Source organism: Psychromonas sp. (assembly GCF_041586535.1).
Lineage (GTDB): Bacteria > Pseudomonadota > Gammaproteobacteria > Enterobacterales > Psychromonadaceae > Psychromonas.
In genome coordinates, this window is the sequence record NZ_JBFGZY010000081.1 from 1 (window position 1) to 18,624 (window position 18,624).

Genomic DNA, 18,624 nt, shown 5'->3' on the forward strand with positions numbered 1-18,624 from the left:
ACTGTAGTGAAAGAAAAATTCGCTATTGGCGAATATGGTTTTATCGCTTTAATCACAGACACAGAAGGCAATATGATTGGCCTCCATTCCCTCGAGTAAAGATGCATCGGCATAAAAACGCTGATTTCAGGGCAGGTTAAGGCCGCCCCTAAGTCAGCACATTTTTTATCCGCACTTGCCCGTTGTTTATGATTTATGCAGCGTGATTTTTACATTTAAGTTGGCTGAATGCTATAATTTCCCGGTTTAATTACATACAACCGCCCGGAGAGGGAGTGCCGGCTAATAGTTTAATAGCCACGGGGAATTTTCTCCGCTTAATTTGAGTAGATAAATATGAATAAACTGATGATGGGCTTGTTAACCGTTGCACTTTCCTTCGCTCCGGGCATCGCAGAAGCAAAGTACGAAAAAGACCAAGACCTGCCGCCGGGGTTACAAAAAAAAGTCGCACGAGGAGGAGAACTCCCACCAGGCTGGCAAAAAAAACTGGCCGTTGGTGAAAGCCTTGATCAGGAGATCTACGACAGCGCAGAAGTGCTTATGCCTGTCGATAACCACGGGTTAATAACTATCACTATCGAAGGCCGGATTGTCAGGTTAATTCACGCAACCCGAGAAATTGTCGAAATCCTCAAATAATCACAGGCAGAAAGCCAATATCAGGGGAGCGAATTACGTCTCCTGATATAAAATCAGCAAACCACGGTGCTCTATTGTACAAATAATTTATGCTTCAATCCGTCCTGTTTTCTTGTTTAAATTCTGTTAAAATCTCGCTCCAAATTAGCAGGAGAATGATTTATGACAGACAATAGCCAAATTAAAGTGATCGTCGGAATGTCCGGCGGTGTTGATTCCTCAGTATCTGCGTATCTGTTACAGCAGCAGGGGTATCAGGTTGAAGGGCTATTTATGAAAAACTGGGAAGAGGATGATAACGATGAGTATTGTGCCGCTGCCCAGGATCTTCAGGATGCGCAGGCCGTCTGTGATAAATTGGGTATTCCTCTGCACACCATCAATTTTGCCGCTGAATACTGGGACAATGTCTTTGAACATTTTCTTGCCGAGTACAAAGCGGGCCGGACGCCAAACCCGGATATAATGTGTAACAAAGAGATTAAATTTAAAGCCTTTTTAGAATTTGCCGCCGAAGATCTCGGTGCAGATTATATCGCCACAGGGCACTATGTACGCCGCCGCGAAATCGATGGTCAGGTGCAGCTGTTACGTGGTTTAGATAATAATAAAGATCAAAGTTACTTCCTCTATGCTGTTGGCGAAAAACAGATTGCAAAAACCCTCTTCCCGGTTGGTGAATTAGAAAAACCTGAAGTGCGCCGGATTGCCGAAGAGCAGGATTTAATCACCCATAATAAAAAAGACAGTACCGGGATCTGTTTTATCGGTGAACGTAAATTTACTGAGTTTTTACAGGAGTACTTACCGGCACAACCGGGTGATATTGTCACGCCTACGGGCGAAGTGATTGGTCAGCATCAAGGGTTGATGTACCACACTCTTGGCCAGCGTAAGGGCTTAGGCATTGGCGGGTTACAAAATTCCAGCGAAGACCCGTGGTACGTGGTCGGCAAAGATATGGACAACAACCGCTTATTGGTTGCCCAGGGTGCAGATCACCCTACGCTGTTCTCCTATGGTCTGATTGCCAAACAATGTGACTGGGTGGATCGCATTCCTAAAAAAGAATCCTTCAGATGCACAGTAAAAACCCGTTACCGCCAGCAGGATATTCCCTGTACTGTTAAACCGCTGGATGACGATACGCTGGAAGTTATTTTCGATCAACCACAGGCTGCAGTGACACCTGGCCAATCGGCTGTATTTTATAATGATGAAGTTTGCCTGGGTGGCGCAATTATTGAGCAGCATTTACAAAAATAATTTTTTCGCAAGCTTCGGACTCACTGTATTCACAAATTAATAGAGAAAATTTATGCCATTTCACAATATAGAATCTCGTTGTATCGCGTTTGCAGCAATCTGTCAGGCAGCTTATCTTATAGATAAAATCGCCACCAAAGGAACATGCCCGGATAGTGCGGCTTTTGATGCTTCTCTGCATTCCATCATGCGTGTCGAGAGTGACACGCCCTTAGAGATCTATGGCAGTTATAGCGCGCTTGAAGTCGGTTTCAGAAGCATGCTGGAGCAGTTGGATAATGCCGGTAACAGCCGTAATATGCAGATCACTAAATACATTATCGGCATGCTCACCCTTGAAAAAAAACTGAACAAAAATAAAGCCACACTCAGTCTGCTCGGTCAGCGCATCAATCAGGTGCAGCGTCAACTTGCACATTTTGATATCAATGACGCCAGTGTACTGAGTAACCTGGATTCAATTTATAGAGATCTGATCAGCACCCTCGGACCTAAGATTCAGATCAATGGCAGCCCTTCCTGCTTGCAACAGGCGCAAACACAACATAAAATCCGCGCATTATTATTAGCCGGTGTACGCGGCGCCGTATTATGGCGTCAGCTTGGCGGTAAACGTCGCCACCTTATTTTTTCCCGGAAGGCAATGATCCACCAGACAAAACAAAATTTACACCGAGTTTAAACAAATCCCCCTCAATCTGCACTACATAATATTAGGAGCAACAAATGGAACTTTCAGGACTAACAGCTGTATCACCAGTTGATGGCCGTTACGGTAGCAAAACCCAACTTTTACGCACTATTTTCAGCGAATTTGGCTTAATTAAATTCCGCGTACAAGTTGAAGTTCGCTGGTTACAAAAACTGGCAGCAACTGATGGTATTGCAGAAGTTCCTGCCTTTTCTGATGCGGCTAACGCACACCTGGATGCGATTGTTGCCAACTTCAGTGAAGAAGATGCGGCACGCGTTAAAACAATCGAAGCAACCACCAACCACGATGTAAAAGCGGTTGAATACTTCTTAAAAGAAAAAGTAGCTGATGTTGCCGAGTTGAATGCTGTTTCTGAATTCATCCACTTTGCCTGTACTTCTGAAGATATCAATAACCTGTCGCATGCATTAATGCTGGGAACGGCTAAAAAGGACGTTATTCTTCCTTACTGCAAAAAGATTGTTGCAGCCATCACCGACAAAGCCCAAGAATACAAATCTATGCCGATGATGTCCCGCACCCATGGTCAACCCGCTTCACCAACAACCCTTGGTAAAGAGATGGCTAACGTGGCTGCACGTTTACAACGTCAGGTTAAACAAATTGAAGCGACCGAAATATTAGGTAAAGCAAATGGTGCCGTTGGTAACTACAATGCTCACCTGAGCGCATATCCTGAGCTTGACTGGCAGGCGTTTTCAGAACAGTTTGTAACCAGTTTAGGTATTACATTCAACCCGTATACGACGCAAATTGAACCGCATGATTACATTGCCGAGTTATTTGATGCTATTGCACGCTTTAATACTATCCTGCTGGATTTTGACCGTGATGTATGGGGTTATATCTGTCTTGGCCACTTCAAGCAAAAAACCATTGCTGGAGAAATCGGCTCTTCAACCATGCCGCACAAAGTGAACCCGATTGATTTTGAAAACTCTGAAGGTAACTTAGGGCTGGCAAATGCTATCTTCGATCATTTAGCTGCGAAACTGCCTGTTTCCCGCTGGCAGCGCGATCTGACCGATTCAACCGTATTACGTAACCTTGGTGTTGCTATCGGTTATTCCGTTATCGCTTATGAAGCAAGTCTGAAAGGTATCAGCAAGCTAGAAGCTAACCAGGAAAACATGCTTAAAGATCTGGATGCAAACTGGGAAGTGTTAGCTGAGCCAATCCAAACCGTAATGCGTCGTTACGGCATTGAAAAACCCTACGAAAAACTAAAAGAATTAACCCGTGGTAAACGCGTTGACGGCCCGGGCATGGCAGAGTTTATCGATACACTTGAGCTTACGGATGCCGTTAAAGCTGAACTTAAAGCGATGACGCCGGCGAATTACATCGGTCAGGCAATAAACTTAGTTGATAAGTTAACCAACTAAAAACAGTTTTTGATATTCAATAAATGCTTAATATCAAAGTGTGAGGCAACCTGATGGTTGCCTTTTTTGTTTATTCTATACTGATAGCCATAACTGCAATCTGCACATTATTTTTTAGCGAGGTACTATGTTCGAACTTGATTTAGATATTAATGATTTTCTTGACACCTATTGGCAGAAAAAACCAATTGTTATCAAACAAGGTTTTATCGATTTTGAAGATCCTATCATGCCCGATGAGATTGCCGGATTAGCAATGGAAGATGAGTTGGAGAGCCGTCTGGTTTACCAGGAGGCCGGGCAATGGCACGCACAAAGCGGTCCGTTTAGCAGCTTCGAAAGATTGGAAAATGATGGAGCCACACTATTGGTACAGGCGGTGGATCATTGGCATCAGGATGCGCAGCAGTTAGTGCGCCCCTTCCGCTTTTTGCCTAACTGGCGAATTGATGATCTGATGGTCAGTTACTCTACGCCACAAGGCGGCGTTGGCCCGCATATTGATAATTATGATGTGTTTATTATTCAAGGGACGGGCAAACGCCACTGGCGGGTTGGCGCTAAGAGTGAGCTACAGGAGTTTGCTGCCCATGGTGCGCTTAAACATTGCGAAGAGTTTGCCGCTATTATCGATGTCGAACTTGAAGCAGGGGATATATTGTATATTCCCAGTGGTCACCCGCATGAGGGTTACGCCGTTGAAACATCTGTTAATTACAGTGTCGGATTTCGTGCCCCGGATCAAAATGATCTGCTAAGCAGCTTTACCGATTATTGTATCGATAGCAATCCTGATGCGCCACGTTATACGGATCGCGAGATGCTGCTGAGGGAGAAACCCGGGCAAATTGAAGAGCAGGAGCTGAATGAAATACACCGCGTTATGCTGGCGAATTGTACCTCACCCGAAAGCCTGATCCCCTGGTTTGGGCTGATGATAAGTGAAGCCAAACACGACCTTGATATTGCAGAGCCGGAGGAGCCCCACAGCGCACAGGAAGTAATAGATATGTTTGAACAGGGTGCTCAATTTATAAGGTTGGGTGGATTACGGGCGGTCTATTTTGAGCAGCAGCCACAATCACTGTTTATTAATGGTGAACAGTTTAATTGTGAAGGTTTTACTCAATTAGGGCATCACCTCTGCGACCAGGATGAGGTCGGCAGTGAACTGCTGGAGCTATTAAGTGAAGATAAGGACGCGTTAAATTTATTTACCCGTTTAGTAAACTGCGGTTATTGGTACGCGGATTAATACTGTTAAATTATTCTCTCCGGTCTGCTTAAAGCAGTTGCTTTCGGCAGTCTGGAGAAAACGAGAAACACAATCCCGGCAGTAGACAGCCTTAATCATTGGCTGTTTTTTATCGAGGATAGAAAAATTCCACATGGTGAATTAAAGTGACGCTGATATATACTCACTCATCCAGATGAACAATTAACAGATCGATAGGTGAGGTCTCCACCAGTTCACGAACCGCAGAGACAATACGACTCCAAAAATTATGATGATGCCCGCAAACCAGCAGGTCAACATCCATTTTTCTTACTGTTTCCTGTAATTTATGACTTAATCCGCCGCTGACTACCAATGTATTTGTGATAGGGTAATCAGAGCAATCAGCTAGCAGTTGTAACTGACGTGCCAGTTCCTCTTTGGATTTATGTACAGATTCAACGTCCTCATCATCTAAAATAGCAACGCGATCAACATAGCTAATATCGACATAAATAAGTGAAACTCTGGCACCAGCCGCTTTTGCCAGAGATACTCCCCTGTCGATTACCTGTGGATCTATTTTAGCTAAATTAACAGCAACTAAAATATGTTCATAATTCATTCGCGTCTCCTCTAATCTAGCTTCCATCAATAAGACTAGCACCAAAGTCAGTTTGTTGATCATAATATGAGTTAAAACTGCCCCGAATAAATATTGGCCCCGGATCATATTCTATTTTATCTGCTTGCATTCATGGAGAGAGTTGCTGCTAAGTACTCGTACATAAGTTTTCCGGCATTTCAGAGCTGCGGGCTATCGGCTGACAGCTGACAGCCTGACTCTTATACACAAGTCTGTAACCATTGGTGGTGTGCTTTATTCTTTTCGGGGCGCAGGATTTATCCTGCAAATAAAGGTAAAATTTAATAAATTTGCTATTCCGCCCTTGACGGCGTGTTACTTAGGCGGGAAAGGAGGCGTTTAATAGTAAAAGCCCCTTATACTAAAATCTAGTCAATAATACGGCGTGACTGCCAATATCTGGATCGCCAATAGGTATTATTCAATCTGGAGATCATTACTCCCTGACTGCTTGATGCATGGATAAACTTGTTCTCACCAATATAAATCCCCACATGCTGTTCCGATATACTTGTTTTAAAAAAGACCAGATCCCCCACCAGCAATCTGTTTTTATTGACCACATAACCTTGTTTAGCCTGCCGGGAAGTAGTGCGGGGTAATTTGATATTAAAACTATTAAGGTAGATTTTTTGTACTAATGCCGAGCAATCTATACCACGCTTATTAGCACCGCCTAAACGGTAGGGAGTCCCTTGCCAGACATCGAACTCATTGTGCAGTAAAACACTGAGCAGATCCTCTGGCGCTATCTCCTCACTGTTTTTTTCCAGCGTTTTATTATTTAAAGGTAGCGGCTCACTAACAATCGGGGCTGAGCGTGAACACCCGCTGAGTAAGAGTAATACAATAAGAGTGTTTAAGATCCCCGTTAAGTTATTTTTCATGAACCTCACCCACCTTTAAAGTCTACACAGGTTTTATCTGTTTGTAACTAACGCCTGCAGCAGCTGTATATGCTCATCCTGATCATTAAGACAAGGTATATAATGGTATTGCTGTCCGCCGCTTTCCAGGAATAATTCCTTGTTTTCCATAGCAAGTTCCTCCAGGGTTTCCAGACAATCACAGGCAAATGCGGGACTAATAATATCCACTGATTTGGTACCGGATTGGGCAATCTCAGGCAACGTAGCATCAAGGTATGGTTTTAGCCACTCCTCACGACCAACGCGGGATTGATAGCAGAGTTTATACTGCTGCTCTGTAAGACCGAGTTCAGCAGCCACTAATTCGACTGTACGTATGGCATGCTGCTGATAAACATCACCTAAGGTCACATAACGTTTGGGAATACCATGGAATGAAAAAATAAGCAGCTCAGCCTGCCCCTTCTCCCGCCAATGCTCTTTAACCGATTTGGCTAGCGCCTGAATATAAAGAGGATGATCATGATAATCATGAATAAAATGCACGGCTGGAAAATTAAACTGCTGTTTAATTGCCGCCCCCAACTGATCAAAAATAGGCGCAGTCGTTGAAACTGAATACTGAGGATACAAGGGTAATACGGTTAGATCAGTCACCCCCTGCTCAGTTAACTTTTTTAACTGAGCGCTGATCGAAGGTTCACCATAGGTCATCGCGTATTCCACGGTAATCTGATCATTTTTTAAAGCAGCGCCAAGTTTTGTGCGTTGTCTTTCAGTGTAATAACGTAAAGGAGAATCCTGTTCAAACCAGATTTTTTGATAAAGCCTGGTCACGCGGGGGGTACGAATAGGTAAAATAATAAAGTTTAATAATGGCAGCCAAAACCACCGGGGCTGGTCAACAACCCGCTTATCAGATAAAAAGTCACGTAAAAATTGGCGCACACTTTTTTTAGTGGGAGAGCTAGGTGTACCTAAATTGACTAATAAAACGGCTTTTTTTTTACCCATATTCAACTCTGCTTTAGCGGCGTGAAAAAAGGGGCTAAATGCCCCTCATGTTTATTTCATGACAGCAATTAGCCTAGAATAGCAGCTAATTCAGCACTGATAAGATCAACAGCTTTAGTACCATCAAACTTATGATACGCACCATTACCCTGCTGTGCTTCATTCTTGTAATAAGCAACCAGCGGCTCTGTTTGCGAGTGATAGATATCAAGACGTTTACGTACAGTCGCCTCTTCATCATCCGGACGAATAGAAAGATCGTCACCGGTCAAATCATCTTTCCCTTCCACTTGTGGCGGATTGTAAACGATGTGGTAAGTACGGCCAGAGCCTGAGTGTACACGGCGCCCCGCCATGCGTTTCACTATCTCTTCATCCGGCACATCAAATTCAAGTACATAATCAACAATCACACCGGCCGCTTTCATGGCATCGGCCTGAGGGATAGTGCGGGGGAAACCGTCAAGTAAGAAACCTTTCGCACAATCTTCAGCGCTGATCCGCTCTTTCACTAAACCGATAATTAATTCATCAGAAACCAGTTGCCCTGCATCCATTAGCTCTTTGGCTTTTAACCCCAGCTCTGTGCCGGCTTTTGCTGCTGCGCGCAGCATGTCTCCCGTAGAGATTTGCGGGATTCCATATTTGTCCATCATGAATTGAGCTTGTGTCCCTTTACCAGCGCCCGGAGCACCTAATAAGATAATGCGCATCTTGCATCCTTTGTAATAAATAAATTGAAAACGAAACTTACACGTTTTAGGCAAATTTCTCAAGCTGGTATATACCCATGCTTGATCAAGTTTACCATTATCATCAGGCAAAAAAAGACCGACATGTGCCGGTCTTTAAAGCAACTAACTTAGCAGACTAAGCCAGTAACAGTTTGTTGATACGACCAACGAACTGAGATGGATCATCCAGGCTGCCTTTTTCTGATAAAATCGCCTGTTCCAGCAATAGTTCTGACCACTGTGCAAATAACTCCTCATCTGCCATATCAGCCAATTTAACCACCATTACATGTTCAGGGTTTAATTCAAAAATAGGTTTGCTTGCCGGCACGGGCTGCCCCATCTGCGCCATCAATTTAGCCATTTGCGTGCTCATATCATCACTGTCAGCAACAATACAGGAAGGTGTTGAGGTTAAACGATGAGTCAGACGTACATCTTTAACTTTATCACCTAATACAGTTTTAACACGTTCAATAAAGCTGGCAAATTCAGTTTCCTGCTTCTCCTGCTCTTTTTTCTCTTCTTCACTGTCAAGCTTACCTAAATCAAGGTCACCCTGTGTCACAGAAGTGAAAGTTTTATCCTGATATTCAGGCAGATGGCTTAATAACCACTCATCAATACGGTCTGAAAGTAATAATACTTCAATACCTTTTTTACGTAATACTTCCAGGTGCGGGCTGTTTTTCGCTGCATTGAAACTATCTGCAGTGATGTAATAGATCTTATCCTGCCCTTCAACCATACGGCTGATATAAGCGTCTAAAGACACAGTTTGTTCAGCGGAATCTGTTTCAGTCGAAGAGAAGCGCAACAGTTTAGCGATTTTTTCTTTGTTGCCTGCATCTTCAGCAGGCCCCTCTTTTAATACCTGACCAAACTCTTTCCAGAACAGATTGTATTTTTCTTCATCTTTCTTGGCAAACTTAGTCAGCATATCAAGAACACGTTTAGTGCATGCGCTGCGCAGCTTAGAAGTGACACGTGTATCCTGGAGTATTTCACGGGAAACGTTTAGCGGCAGATCATTTGAATCAAGCACACCTTTTACAAAACGTAAATAAGTCGGCATAAACTGTTCCGCATCATCCATAATAAAGACACGTTGCACATAAAGTTTCAGACCGTGTGCTTTTTCGCGGTTCCACAGATCATAAGGAGCACGTTTCGGGATATAAAGTAAACTGGTGTATTCCTGCTCACCCTCAACTTTGTTATGGCTCCAGGTTAGAGGATCTTCAAAATCATTGGCAATATGTTTGTAGAACTCCTTATACTCTTCGTCTTTAAGGTCGCTCTTAGCACAATTCCACAGTGCCGTGGCCTTATTGATCGCTTCCCAGGTCGCTTCAGTTGCAGGAATTTTTTCGCCGTCATGGCCTTCTGATTCTTCTGTTGCTTCCTTGTACATTTCAACAGGAATACTGATGTGATCAGAGTACTTTGAAACAATAGTGCGTAACTTGTATTCGTTTAAGAATTCAGTTTCTTCCGGACGAAGGTGCAGGATGATCTCAGTTCCGCGATCCGCTTTTTCGATATCAGCGACGCTGTAATCTGATTCACCGGTAGAAACCCAGCAAGTTCCCTGAGAGGCATCATCGCCCGCTTTACGCGTATTTACCGTGACTTTATCTGCAACGATAAAGGCTGAATAGAAACCGACACCAAACTGACCGATCAGCTGTGAGTCTTTAACCTGATCACCGGAAAGTTGTTCAAAGAAATCGCTGGTACCTGATTTTGCAATGGTACCTAAATGTTCGATAACTTCATCGCGCGTCATACCGATACCATTATCACTAATCGTAATCGTTTTAAGGTCTGCATCAAAGCTTAAGCGAACACGTAGATCAGCATCATTTTCAAATAGAGAGCCATCGGAAAGGGCTTTAAAACGTAGTTTGTCAGCCGCATCTGCCGCATTAGAGACAAGTTCACGTAAGAAAATTTCTTTATTTGAATATAAAGAATGAATCATTAATTTAAGCAGTTTGCCAGTATCAGCGCTAAAAGTATGATTTTGTTGATGTTCCATAATATCTATTTCTCTCAGATTTAGCCTAAACAAGACTTTGGTTTAAACGATACAAGTGAAATGGGGTCATGGCTTAGGATTTCAAGGCAAGTATGCAAAATTTTCTAAAATAAGCAGATTAATGGGAACAACTGACAGACAATATGCGATGCTAAGCACTCGTGGATAAGCTTTACCTATTTTCGATCTACGGGCTGTCGGCTGACGGTTTAAAATAGCGGATAATGCTTCATTTAGAAACTCTTCCCTGCATCCGCCAGAGGTTAGGGTTATTTAATAAGCAAAACACCCCCACAAACTACAGCTGGATAATTAATAAATCTATCAATGAAGTATTGATCATCTTACGCACGGAAGATAACAAACGACTCCAGAAGTCGTGATGGTGCCCGCAAACTAATAAGTCGGCCCCGAGTTTTTCAACGGTCAGTTGCAGATTTTTATTCAGATCGCCCGTTAAAAATACCCTGTTTGCAATCGGGTAATCAGTTTTTTCCGCCAATGCCTGCAACTCTTTTTCCAGAGAACTCGTTCTCTGGCTTACCGGCTCTAATTTACTGTATTGAGAATAGCTTAACCCGGTATAATTGTCGGCATAATCAACATCAACATAAATAAGTGATATTTTTGCATTGCCGTCCTTGGCAAGCGCAACAGCCTTCGCGATAATAAATTCGCTTGATGGCGATAAATCCACAGCGACTAACAGATGTTTATAGCTCATAGCTTTCCCCTATATGGCGCAACAGCAGCAAATATCGATTCAGTTTCTTAATACTGCTAATCTTTTTTGACGCAATACAAAACAGATCAGCGTTTATTCACCTGAATAAATCCTACTCTTCAAGATAAACAATCAATAAATCCGTCTCCACTGAATTCACCAGTTTATTTACTGAAGATAATAGTCGGCTCCATAAGTCATGGTGGTGACCGCAAACCAACAGATCAACATCCTTCTGTTTAACTGTTGCTATTAATTTAGGTGCTAAATTGCCCATCACAACAATTGTACTTTCAACCGGGTAATTCGTCTTATCGGCTAATGCCTGCAGTTCATCCTGCAATGTCTTTTCTCTCTCCTCAACAGAAGGGAGAGTCGAAATTTCTAAATTTGCGATGCCGATGTTAGATACATTATCAACATCAACAAAAATAAGTGACAGTTGCGCATTCGCACCTTTAGCTATCAAGACCGCCTTCTCAATTACTTTTTCACTGGACTTGGATAAATCAACAGCGACTAATATATGCTTATAGCTCATAGCATCCTCACAATTTGAACAACACCTGAAATAAGATCCTGTTTTTTGCAACGGTTTGATTACCATTACACCTTGCTACCAGGCAGTCACCCAAACAACCATGGGACAGAGTTCCTAAGCACCATCTAGTTTAAAAAACGTAATAATTTTCTAACCGCCTACACGATAAGACTAGCACTAAAATTTTCATTGACTGGGTAATCAGTAACGGTTTTTTATTTATTTGCAGATAAACCTAAAGCTAAAAGGTTCGTTAATTTGCAGGGGGATAAATGGATAGTCAGGCACCAATTAACATTAATGCCTGAATGTAAACTTGCGGAGTGATGGTAAAAAAGCAGCAGGCCTTTTATTTTCCCTGGATAATGCGGTGGATATTAATCATCTCTTCTATCATTTCTTTCGCCAGCATGGCGGTCATAATATGATCCTGCGCGTGTACCATAATAAGATTGACCGGCACTTTCCCCTGCCCTCCATCCAAACCAATCAGCGCGGTTTGCACTTTATGTGCGCGTTTTGAAGCTTCCAGTGATAAAGTTAATAACTGATCAACCTCCTCCCATTTGCCAGTTTTAGCGGCGTTTAACGCCTCCATTGCACAGGACTTTGATTCTCCTGCATTAATAATAAGTTCCATTACTGTTGTTTCTAATTCTTCGCCTGAGATCATTATTTATCTACCTTAAATTAACTATTTTTGTAATGGCGGTTATGCTCAATGGCGACTCTCCGCCATGTTTAAGAAGTGATAAACAGCCCCGATTATGCCCGCATCATTATTAAATTTACTGCTTTCGATACTGACAAGATCAGCGACTGAGAAATTTTTTAAAGGGGCTTGAGAATCGATTATTTGTTGAAATTTTTGTTTAATCTCAGCAAGTATTTCATCCCGGCTGCTGATTGCCCCGCCGATAATGATTTTTTCCGGATTTAAAACAAACGTTAAGTTGTATAATCCGACTGCGATGCTCTGATAAAATTTATCTATCACAGTGATCGCAATCGGATCGCCCTGCTGCGCAAATCGGAATATATCTTCACCGGATATTGCTTCGAGCTCACCATTCCCTTTTGCATTAACATAAGCCTCTCTCAGGCCTTCTTTTACGGAAGCGGTTTGACTCATAGTGGTATTATCCGGGTGTTCTGACTGAAAAACATTATTGATCAGCATATAACCAAACTCTCCCGCCATATAACTATGCCCCCGGCAAATTTGATTATTGATACAAATAGCTCCGCCAATGCCCGTACCGATAGTCACACAGATAAAATTTGCTAGGTTTTGTGCATTACCCTTCCATTTTTCAGCCATTGCGACGCAGTTAACATCGTTGTCAAGTTCAACGGGTAAAGCGAGCTTTTCCGTCATCATTTGTTTAAAACTAACACCGTAAAAATCTTTAATCGCACCGCCCGTCTGCAAATATCCTGTTTGTACATTTACAAAACCCGGCATAGAAAAAGCGACACCAGCCAAATCATAGTGCGCTGCATATTTTTCTTTAATTTTAACGAGATTGGCAATAATAGTGCTGCCTTTAAGATCTGTGCTAATTTTATCCTTCACCAAAATATTAGCGTTTTCATCCAGTACGCCAAACTTAATGGTTGTGCCACCAATATCAAAAGCTAAATAATATTTCATACTCTTTCTTTTACCTGATCAATTGAATTAATCCATCTAATAGCAATCCGCATAAAGATCCGGTTAATCTTAGTTGTAAAAGTAATGATAACTGCGTTGTTTGCAATCCCAATAAGCAACCACTCTATTTGACTGTGTCAAACAGTACGTGGTGCAAAAAAACTGACTTTTTTCTTACGCGCCAAGCCATTATGGTGCTCCACATAGAGAGAGTAATCTTATATCGCACTTTCTTTATAATCTGGCTGTTTTTATAGTTTTTCTATCTTTTCTTCCATCTCTTTTATTTTACTGGCAACCACAGACTCCAAGTGTTTCAAATCACTTAGTAACTGCTCTTTTATCTCTTTTTCTTCTTTTACATGATTGGTCAGCATATCAAGTTCCCTGATCACATAACGTAATGTACTGTTGATTTCGGATACATTGCGAAATCCGTTGCTGCCCGGCTCTCCGTGTATTTTTTTTCGCTGTCTTGGAAACTTAAACTTTAGACTCTTAGCGATAAACTGCCGCGAAGCTTTGCGAAAATATATTTTCAAAATATCATTATCAGCTTCCTGGCGAAGCGTATATCTATCTATATTTTCATAATTTACAACACCAATATTCTTTAAGTTCGGATACATAATAATTCCTTAAAAATGAATGATAAACGGTTGTCGCATTGATTAAGAAAGTAAATCTATCAGTTTACAGTTTACCGCCCTTGATCAACCTTCCAGAGACGAAGCTGTTGCCCTTTATTTGCCCATATTTTGTTCCATCTCAAAACGTTCTGAGCAAGGCGCGAGGAGTTATTCTATTTAAACTTTGAGCAGTACAGGACGCTTCCAGATGAACCCGTAGGGCAGCATTTGTTCGCGCATCTACTACGTTATCGCCAGCTTATGTAGAACAATTACACTAAACAGGATCTGCCTGGTATAAAACAGCAACAAATTACTGCAGAAATACACGCGAAAGATCAACATACTGAACATACTGAACATACTGAACATACTAATAGTTTAGAACTGTTAAACCTTGCTTACACTCTTTAAGTAAAAATTAATTTGTTGATATTCCACGGTATTTATTGATATAACAAAGCTAACATCATTAACAAAAAGAATATGTTATTAACAACTTTAGTTTATTCGATTTTTTTCTGTTTCAGTCGTAAACTATTTCATTGGCAGTTATATAACTATTTGCAGCAACGATCACAAAACCGGATTTTAATTTGAGAGACTCCCTCTTAATTCAAGCCATTTAACAATCAACAGTGAGGTCATTATGTTAACGCCACAAGATCCTGAATTAACAACGATCCAGCCTATACCGCAAGAGGCTTTCGACTGGTATGATGAGTACGCCCATGGGTTGATGGACAGACGCACCTTTATGAAAAAACTGTCGACCCTGGTCGTCGCCGGTTTTTCAATGACCATGCTGGCATCCGCATTAACGCCAAACTATGCTCTGGCTGAACAGGTATCTTTTAATGATCCGGAGATAAAAGCTGAATATCAGACTTTTCCTTCCCTGCAGGGGCATGGAGAAGGGAGAGGTTATTTAGTGACACCTGCAAATTTGACCGCTAAAGCGCCTGTTGTTTTAGTGATTCATGAAAACCGCGGTCTTAATCCTTATATCGAAGATGTGGCACGACGCTTAGCAAAAGCAGGCTTCATTGCCTTTGCTCCCGACATATTGCATACCTTAGGCGGGTATCCGGGTAATGATGACGAAGGCAGAAAAATGCAGAGCTCGATGGATAAAGCAAAAATAGAGCAGGATTTTATTGCCGCCGCGCTGTTTTTAAAAGAGCATCCTTCAAGCAATGGTAAATTAGGCGCTGTGGGTTTCTGTTTTGGCGGATATATCGTTAACATGCTGGCGGCAACTATTCCCGGCAGTATAGATGCAGCAGTTCCGTTTTACGGCACGCCGGCAGCCAAGGCCTTACGGAAAAACATTAAGGCTCCTTTAATGCTGCAATTTGCAGAACTGGATCAAAGGGTGAATGACACCTGGCCGGAGTATGAACAAGATTTAAAATCACAGAATGTAAACTACATTGCGCATATCTATCCGAAAACGAATCATGGTTTCCATAATGACTCAACAGCACGTTATGACGAGGAAAATGCAGAGCTTGCCTGGCAGCGCAGCATTGATTTTTTTAACAAGTACCTCATCTGAAGACAAAAAGATAGTATGCAGTTAACAAACAGTTCAACAGATTGAGAATGCTGCAAAAGTAATCTGTGTCGTTGTTATAATTTTATGGCAATGACACATACGCAATGACTGTCTGTTGCGAAGTGGCTGCATTGCAGGCTTACATAACATTACTTATACCCATGTTACTTCAAGATGCTTTGTCAGGCGCAAGCTCGGAGAGCAGAGCAAGACGCAGCATGAGGTAATGGTATTCCCTTTTCGATTGCTGCAACGCAGCGCTGGTTTTCGAGCTCGCTCCCCGTAGGGCAAGGCAAATTGTACCCATCTGCTTTGTTATAAAATCTCTATGTAGAATAACTATACTTCAATTTTATGCCTCGCATATCGGCACAATTTGCCTTGCTGACTTTGCATCTTGAAGTATCATGGGTATAGATCCTCCTGACTTCCCACATATTGACATCTCTTTTTACCTATTTTTAAGCAACTTTCATCAAACTGTCATATAAAGGTTTTATTTTTCCTATTAAAAATCAATAAATAAGAAAAATAACATGCCAAATTTAACTGACCTATCACTTGAAAAAATTATTCAGGGTAAAAAACTGAGTGTTTATTTTCAACCAATTATTGAAAATAACGCTCCTGTTATTTTTGGCTATGAGGCATTAATACGCGGCCCGATAAATACAGCCTTTTATTCGCCCCTGTCGTTATTTAAAGCCGCCAGCGAGCAGGGACGATTAGTAGCGCTTGAACTGTTATGCCGGGAACTGTCGATTGTGCAGTTTAAGAAACTCAACCTGCCGGGAAAACTGTTTCTTAATGCCAGTCCGGAAACGCTTTTTCAGCCCAATTTTCGTTCGGGTCGCACCCTGGCGATGCTGCAGAAAATCGGTCTGGATCCAAGACGCGTAGTGATAGAATTAACTGAACATAGTCCATTAGAAAACTATGAAGTGGTCCGCGAGGCACTGAAACATTATAAAACGATGGGCTTTGAAATCGCCATGGATGATTTAGGTGCCGGTTATTCCGGGCTGCGTATGTGGTATGAATTAAGACCTGATTACGTCAAAATTGATCGCCATTTTATCCATAACATTCATAATGACAAAGTAAAACAGCAATTTGTACACTCAATTAAAAATATCGCCAAAGAGTTAAACTGTAAAGTAATTGCAGAGGGTGTTGAGACCGCTGCCGAGTTCAAATTTATAGAAAAAATGAACCTGCCATTATATCAGGGATATTACATAGCGCATCCGGCATTATTACCCGCCAGGCGGATAAAAAATGATATTTTTAGCGCAACAAGGTTGACAAAAAAGTCATCAAATAAACTTATCTCTTCCGAAACCGTGGGGGCGTTACTGCAGCATGTTGATGTTATCAACCTGGCAACTACAGTAGAATCCAGTGCCAGCTTATTTAATAAAAACCCGCAACTGGAAAGTATTCCTGTTATTGATGGAAAAAAAGCGGTTGGTTTGCTGCGCCGTAACAGCCTGACAAAATTATTTTTTTCACAATATGGCCGGGAATTATCAGGCAAAAACAGTATCGGCTCGCTGGTCGATCGCCATGTACTGTTTTTAGAAAGTGATCTGCCTATTGAACAAGCCAGTGGCTTAATCAGCGAGCAGGTTGAAAAACAAAAAGCCCTGGAGTTCATTATCACCCGAAATGGACAATATCAGGGGATCGGCTCAATCATCGATCTTCTTAAAATCATTACCGACCTGCAGATTAATAATGCGCGTTACGCAAACCCCTTGACCCTGCTACCGGGCAATGTACCTATCAATAAAAAACTGGATCAGCACCTTCAGCAGCAGTCAGTCTTTACTGTCTGCTATCTCGATCTAGACAATTTTAAACCCTACAATGATTATTACGGCTATGAAAAAGGGGATCAGATTATTACCGGTCTTGCTGATATTTTACGGGAAACAGTCACTAACAGAGATGATTTTATCGGTCACATTGGCGGGGATGATTTTATTCTGATTTTATCCACCGATAACTGGCAACAGCAATGTGATAGCATACTGGAAAAATTTTCAGAATGGGTTCGCCACCGCTACCGCCCGGAAGACCAAATGATGGGCGGAATATCTGGTGTCGATCGGGCCGGGGAAAAACAATTTTACCCTCTATTAAGTTTATCCATCGGCAGCGTCTGTCTGCCACCACCAGTTTGTAAATGCTCTCAGGAAATTGCAGTGTTGGCATCACACGCAAAATCCATGGCTAAAAAAACCAGAGGCAACTCTTTATTTATCTACGACAGCAGAGAAATAAACGATTATTCTCAAAAACAAAGGCTTAATACTGGGGTCTGTTGACCTTTCGCGTGCATTTTTGCAGTAATTTGTTCGTGTTTTATACAAGGCAGAGCCTGCGTAGTGTAATAAGCTGGCGATAACGGAGTAGAAAGCTCGAACAAATGCAGCCCTACGGGTTCATCTAAAAGCGTCCTGTGCTGCGTTGCTCGTCGTTTACATAGAATAACTATGCTTCGCTCCTCGCGCCTTGCTCAGAACGCTTTTACATTGAACAAAATTTGTACTCGAAAGGTCAACAGCCCCTAATCTGATTAAATTTGTGTTCTGTTTTATCCATTTAGATGAAAAACACCGTCATTCATGGCGGTGATGAAAATCATTGATGCGAAGCATTACCGTTACTTAGGTCTATTTTGTTGCTCGATATAAGTCGTCAGGGCATCTAGCGCAGCACCGCCACATGATCCGGCAAAGTAACTGGGAGACCATAACGCACCATTCCATAGATAACGATGTATATCGGGGAACTCTTTTCGTATCAATCGAGAGCTAACCCCCTTGAGTGAGTTGATCAATTTACTTAACTGGACTTTCGGAGGGTATTCAATAAGTAAATGAACATGATCCTGTTCTCCGTTAAACTCAGTGAGTTCTACTTCAAACTCCAAACACACCTCTACCAGAATCTCTCGTAACCTAATTAATTTTTCATCATTAAAC

The 18,624-nt window shown here is 42.0% G+C and carries 18 protein-coding genes; 7 read left to right on the forward strand and 11 right to left on the reverse strand.

Translation table 11 applies throughout. From position 1 onward, the window contains the following. The first annotated feature begins 336 nt into the window (after positions 1-336). The 5 genes from ABZA00_RS10250 (at position 337) to ABZA00_RS10270 (ending at position 5,263) form a co-directional block, all read left to right on the forward strand. Positions 337-642 carry a hypothetical protein gene (locus ABZA00_RS10250; protein ID WP_372882070.1) on the forward strand — a complete coding sequence of 102 codons (306 nt, stop codon included), beginning with the start codon at positions 337-339 and terminating at the stop codon, positions 640-642. Between the two features lie 162 nt (positions 643-804). After that, positions 805-1,908 (forward strand): tRNA 2-thiouridine(34) synthase MnmA, encoded by a 1,104-nt coding sequence (gene mnmA, locus ABZA00_RS10255; RefSeq protein WP_372882071.1) that lies wholly within the window; start codon positions 805-807, stop codon positions 1,906-1,908. 52 nt (positions 1,909-1,960) lie between these two features. Then, entirely contained in the window at positions 1,961-2,590 is a 630-nt protein-coding gene (gene hflD, locus ABZA00_RS10260) for a high frequency lysogenization protein HflD (protein WP_372882072.1), read from the forward strand. 44 nt (positions 2,591-2,634) lie between these two features. Further along, positions 2,635-4,008: an adenylosuccinate lyase gene (purB, locus tag ABZA00_RS10265; RefSeq protein WP_372882073.1), complete on the forward strand. Its 1,374-nt coding sequence runs from the start codon at positions 2,635-2,637 to the stop codon at positions 4,006-4,008. A 127-nt stretch (positions 4,009-4,135) separates the two neighbouring features. Then, positions 4,136-5,263: a JmjC domain-containing protein gene (locus ABZA00_RS10270; protein ID WP_372882074.1), complete on the forward strand. Its 1,128-nt coding sequence runs from the start codon at positions 4,136-4,138 to the stop codon at positions 5,261-5,263. A gap of 163 nt (positions 5,264-5,426) precedes the next feature. On the opposite strand, the gene ABZA00_RS10275 is transcribed toward ABZA00_RS10270, so the two are convergent. From ABZA00_RS10275 to ABZA00_RS10320, 10 genes are all read right to left on the reverse strand, one after another. Continuing rightward, a complete protein-coding gene (locus ABZA00_RS10275; RefSeq protein WP_372882075.1) occupies positions 5,427-5,849 on the reverse strand; it encodes a universal stress protein in 423 nt (140 codons plus the stop codon). Between the two features lie 389 nt (positions 5,850-6,238). Beyond that, a complete protein-coding gene (locus tag ABZA00_RS10280) occupies positions 6,239-6,757 on the reverse strand; it encodes a C40 family peptidase (protein ID WP_372882076.1) in 519 nt (172 codons plus the stop codon). Between the two features lie 33 nt (positions 6,758-6,790). Then, positions 6,791-7,753, reverse strand: coding sequence for a ferrochelatase (hemH, locus tag ABZA00_RS10285; RefSeq protein ID WP_372882077.1), 963 nt, complete (start codon positions 7,751-7,753; stop codon positions 6,791-6,793). A gap of 68 nt (positions 7,754-7,821) precedes the next feature. Next, positions 7,822-8,466 carry an adenylate kinase gene (gene adk / locus ABZA00_RS10290; protein ID WP_372882078.1) on the reverse strand — a complete coding sequence of 215 codons (645 nt, stop codon included), beginning with the start codon at positions 8,464-8,466 and terminating at the stop codon, positions 7,822-7,824. A 157-nt stretch (positions 8,467-8,623) separates the two neighbouring features. Next, positions 8,624-10,528, reverse strand: coding sequence for a molecular chaperone HtpG (gene htpG, locus ABZA00_RS10295; protein WP_372882079.1), 1,905 nt, complete (start codon positions 10,526-10,528; stop codon positions 8,624-8,626). A gap of 298 nt (positions 10,529-10,826) precedes the next feature. Next, positions 10,827-11,252: a universal stress protein gene (locus tag ABZA00_RS10300; protein WP_372882080.1), complete on the reverse strand. Its 426-nt coding sequence runs from the start codon at positions 11,250-11,252 to the stop codon at positions 10,827-10,829. A gap of 112 nt (positions 11,253-11,364) precedes the next feature. Further along, positions 11,365-11,793, reverse strand: coding sequence for a universal stress protein (locus tag ABZA00_RS10305; protein ID WP_372882081.1), 429 nt, complete (start codon positions 11,791-11,793; stop codon positions 11,365-11,367). Positions 11,794-12,142: 349 nt separating this feature from the next. Further along, positions 12,143-12,466, reverse strand: coding sequence for a PTS lactose/cellobiose transporter subunit IIA (locus ABZA00_RS10310; RefSeq protein ID WP_372882082.1), 324 nt, complete (start codon positions 12,464-12,466; stop codon positions 12,143-12,145). Positions 12,467-12,511: 45 nt separating this feature from the next. Next, a complete protein-coding gene (locus ABZA00_RS10315; RefSeq protein WP_372882083.1) occupies positions 12,512-13,447 on the reverse strand; it encodes an ROK family protein in 936 nt (311 codons plus the stop codon). A 251-nt stretch (positions 13,448-13,698) separates the two neighbouring features. After that, complete coding sequence (locus tag ABZA00_RS10320; RefSeq protein ID WP_372882084.1) at positions 13,699-14,076, reverse strand: DUF3461 family protein; 378 nt, start codon at positions 14,074-14,076, stop codon at positions 13,699-13,701. A gap of 649 nt (positions 14,077-14,725) precedes the next feature. Here ABZA00_RS10320 and ABZA00_RS10325 point away from each other — a divergent pair. Beyond that, positions 14,726-15,634: a dienelactone hydrolase family protein gene (locus tag ABZA00_RS10325; RefSeq protein ID WP_372882085.1), complete on the forward strand. Its 909-nt coding sequence runs from the start codon at positions 14,726-14,728 to the stop codon at positions 15,632-15,634. 536 nt (positions 15,635-16,170) lie between these two features. Then, on the forward strand, positions 16,171-17,964 hold the full coding sequence (locus ABZA00_RS10330; RefSeq protein WP_372882086.1) for an EAL domain-containing protein: 1,794 nt from the start codon (positions 16,171-16,173) through the stop codon (positions 17,962-17,964). A 338-nt stretch (positions 17,965-18,302) separates the two neighbouring features. Here the strand turns inward: ABZA00_RS10330 and tnpA are convergent. Next, on the reverse strand, positions 18,303-18,624 hold a 322-nt coding region (gene tnpA, locus ABZA00_RS10335), incomplete at its 5' end, for an IS200/IS605 family transposase (protein WP_372882087.1).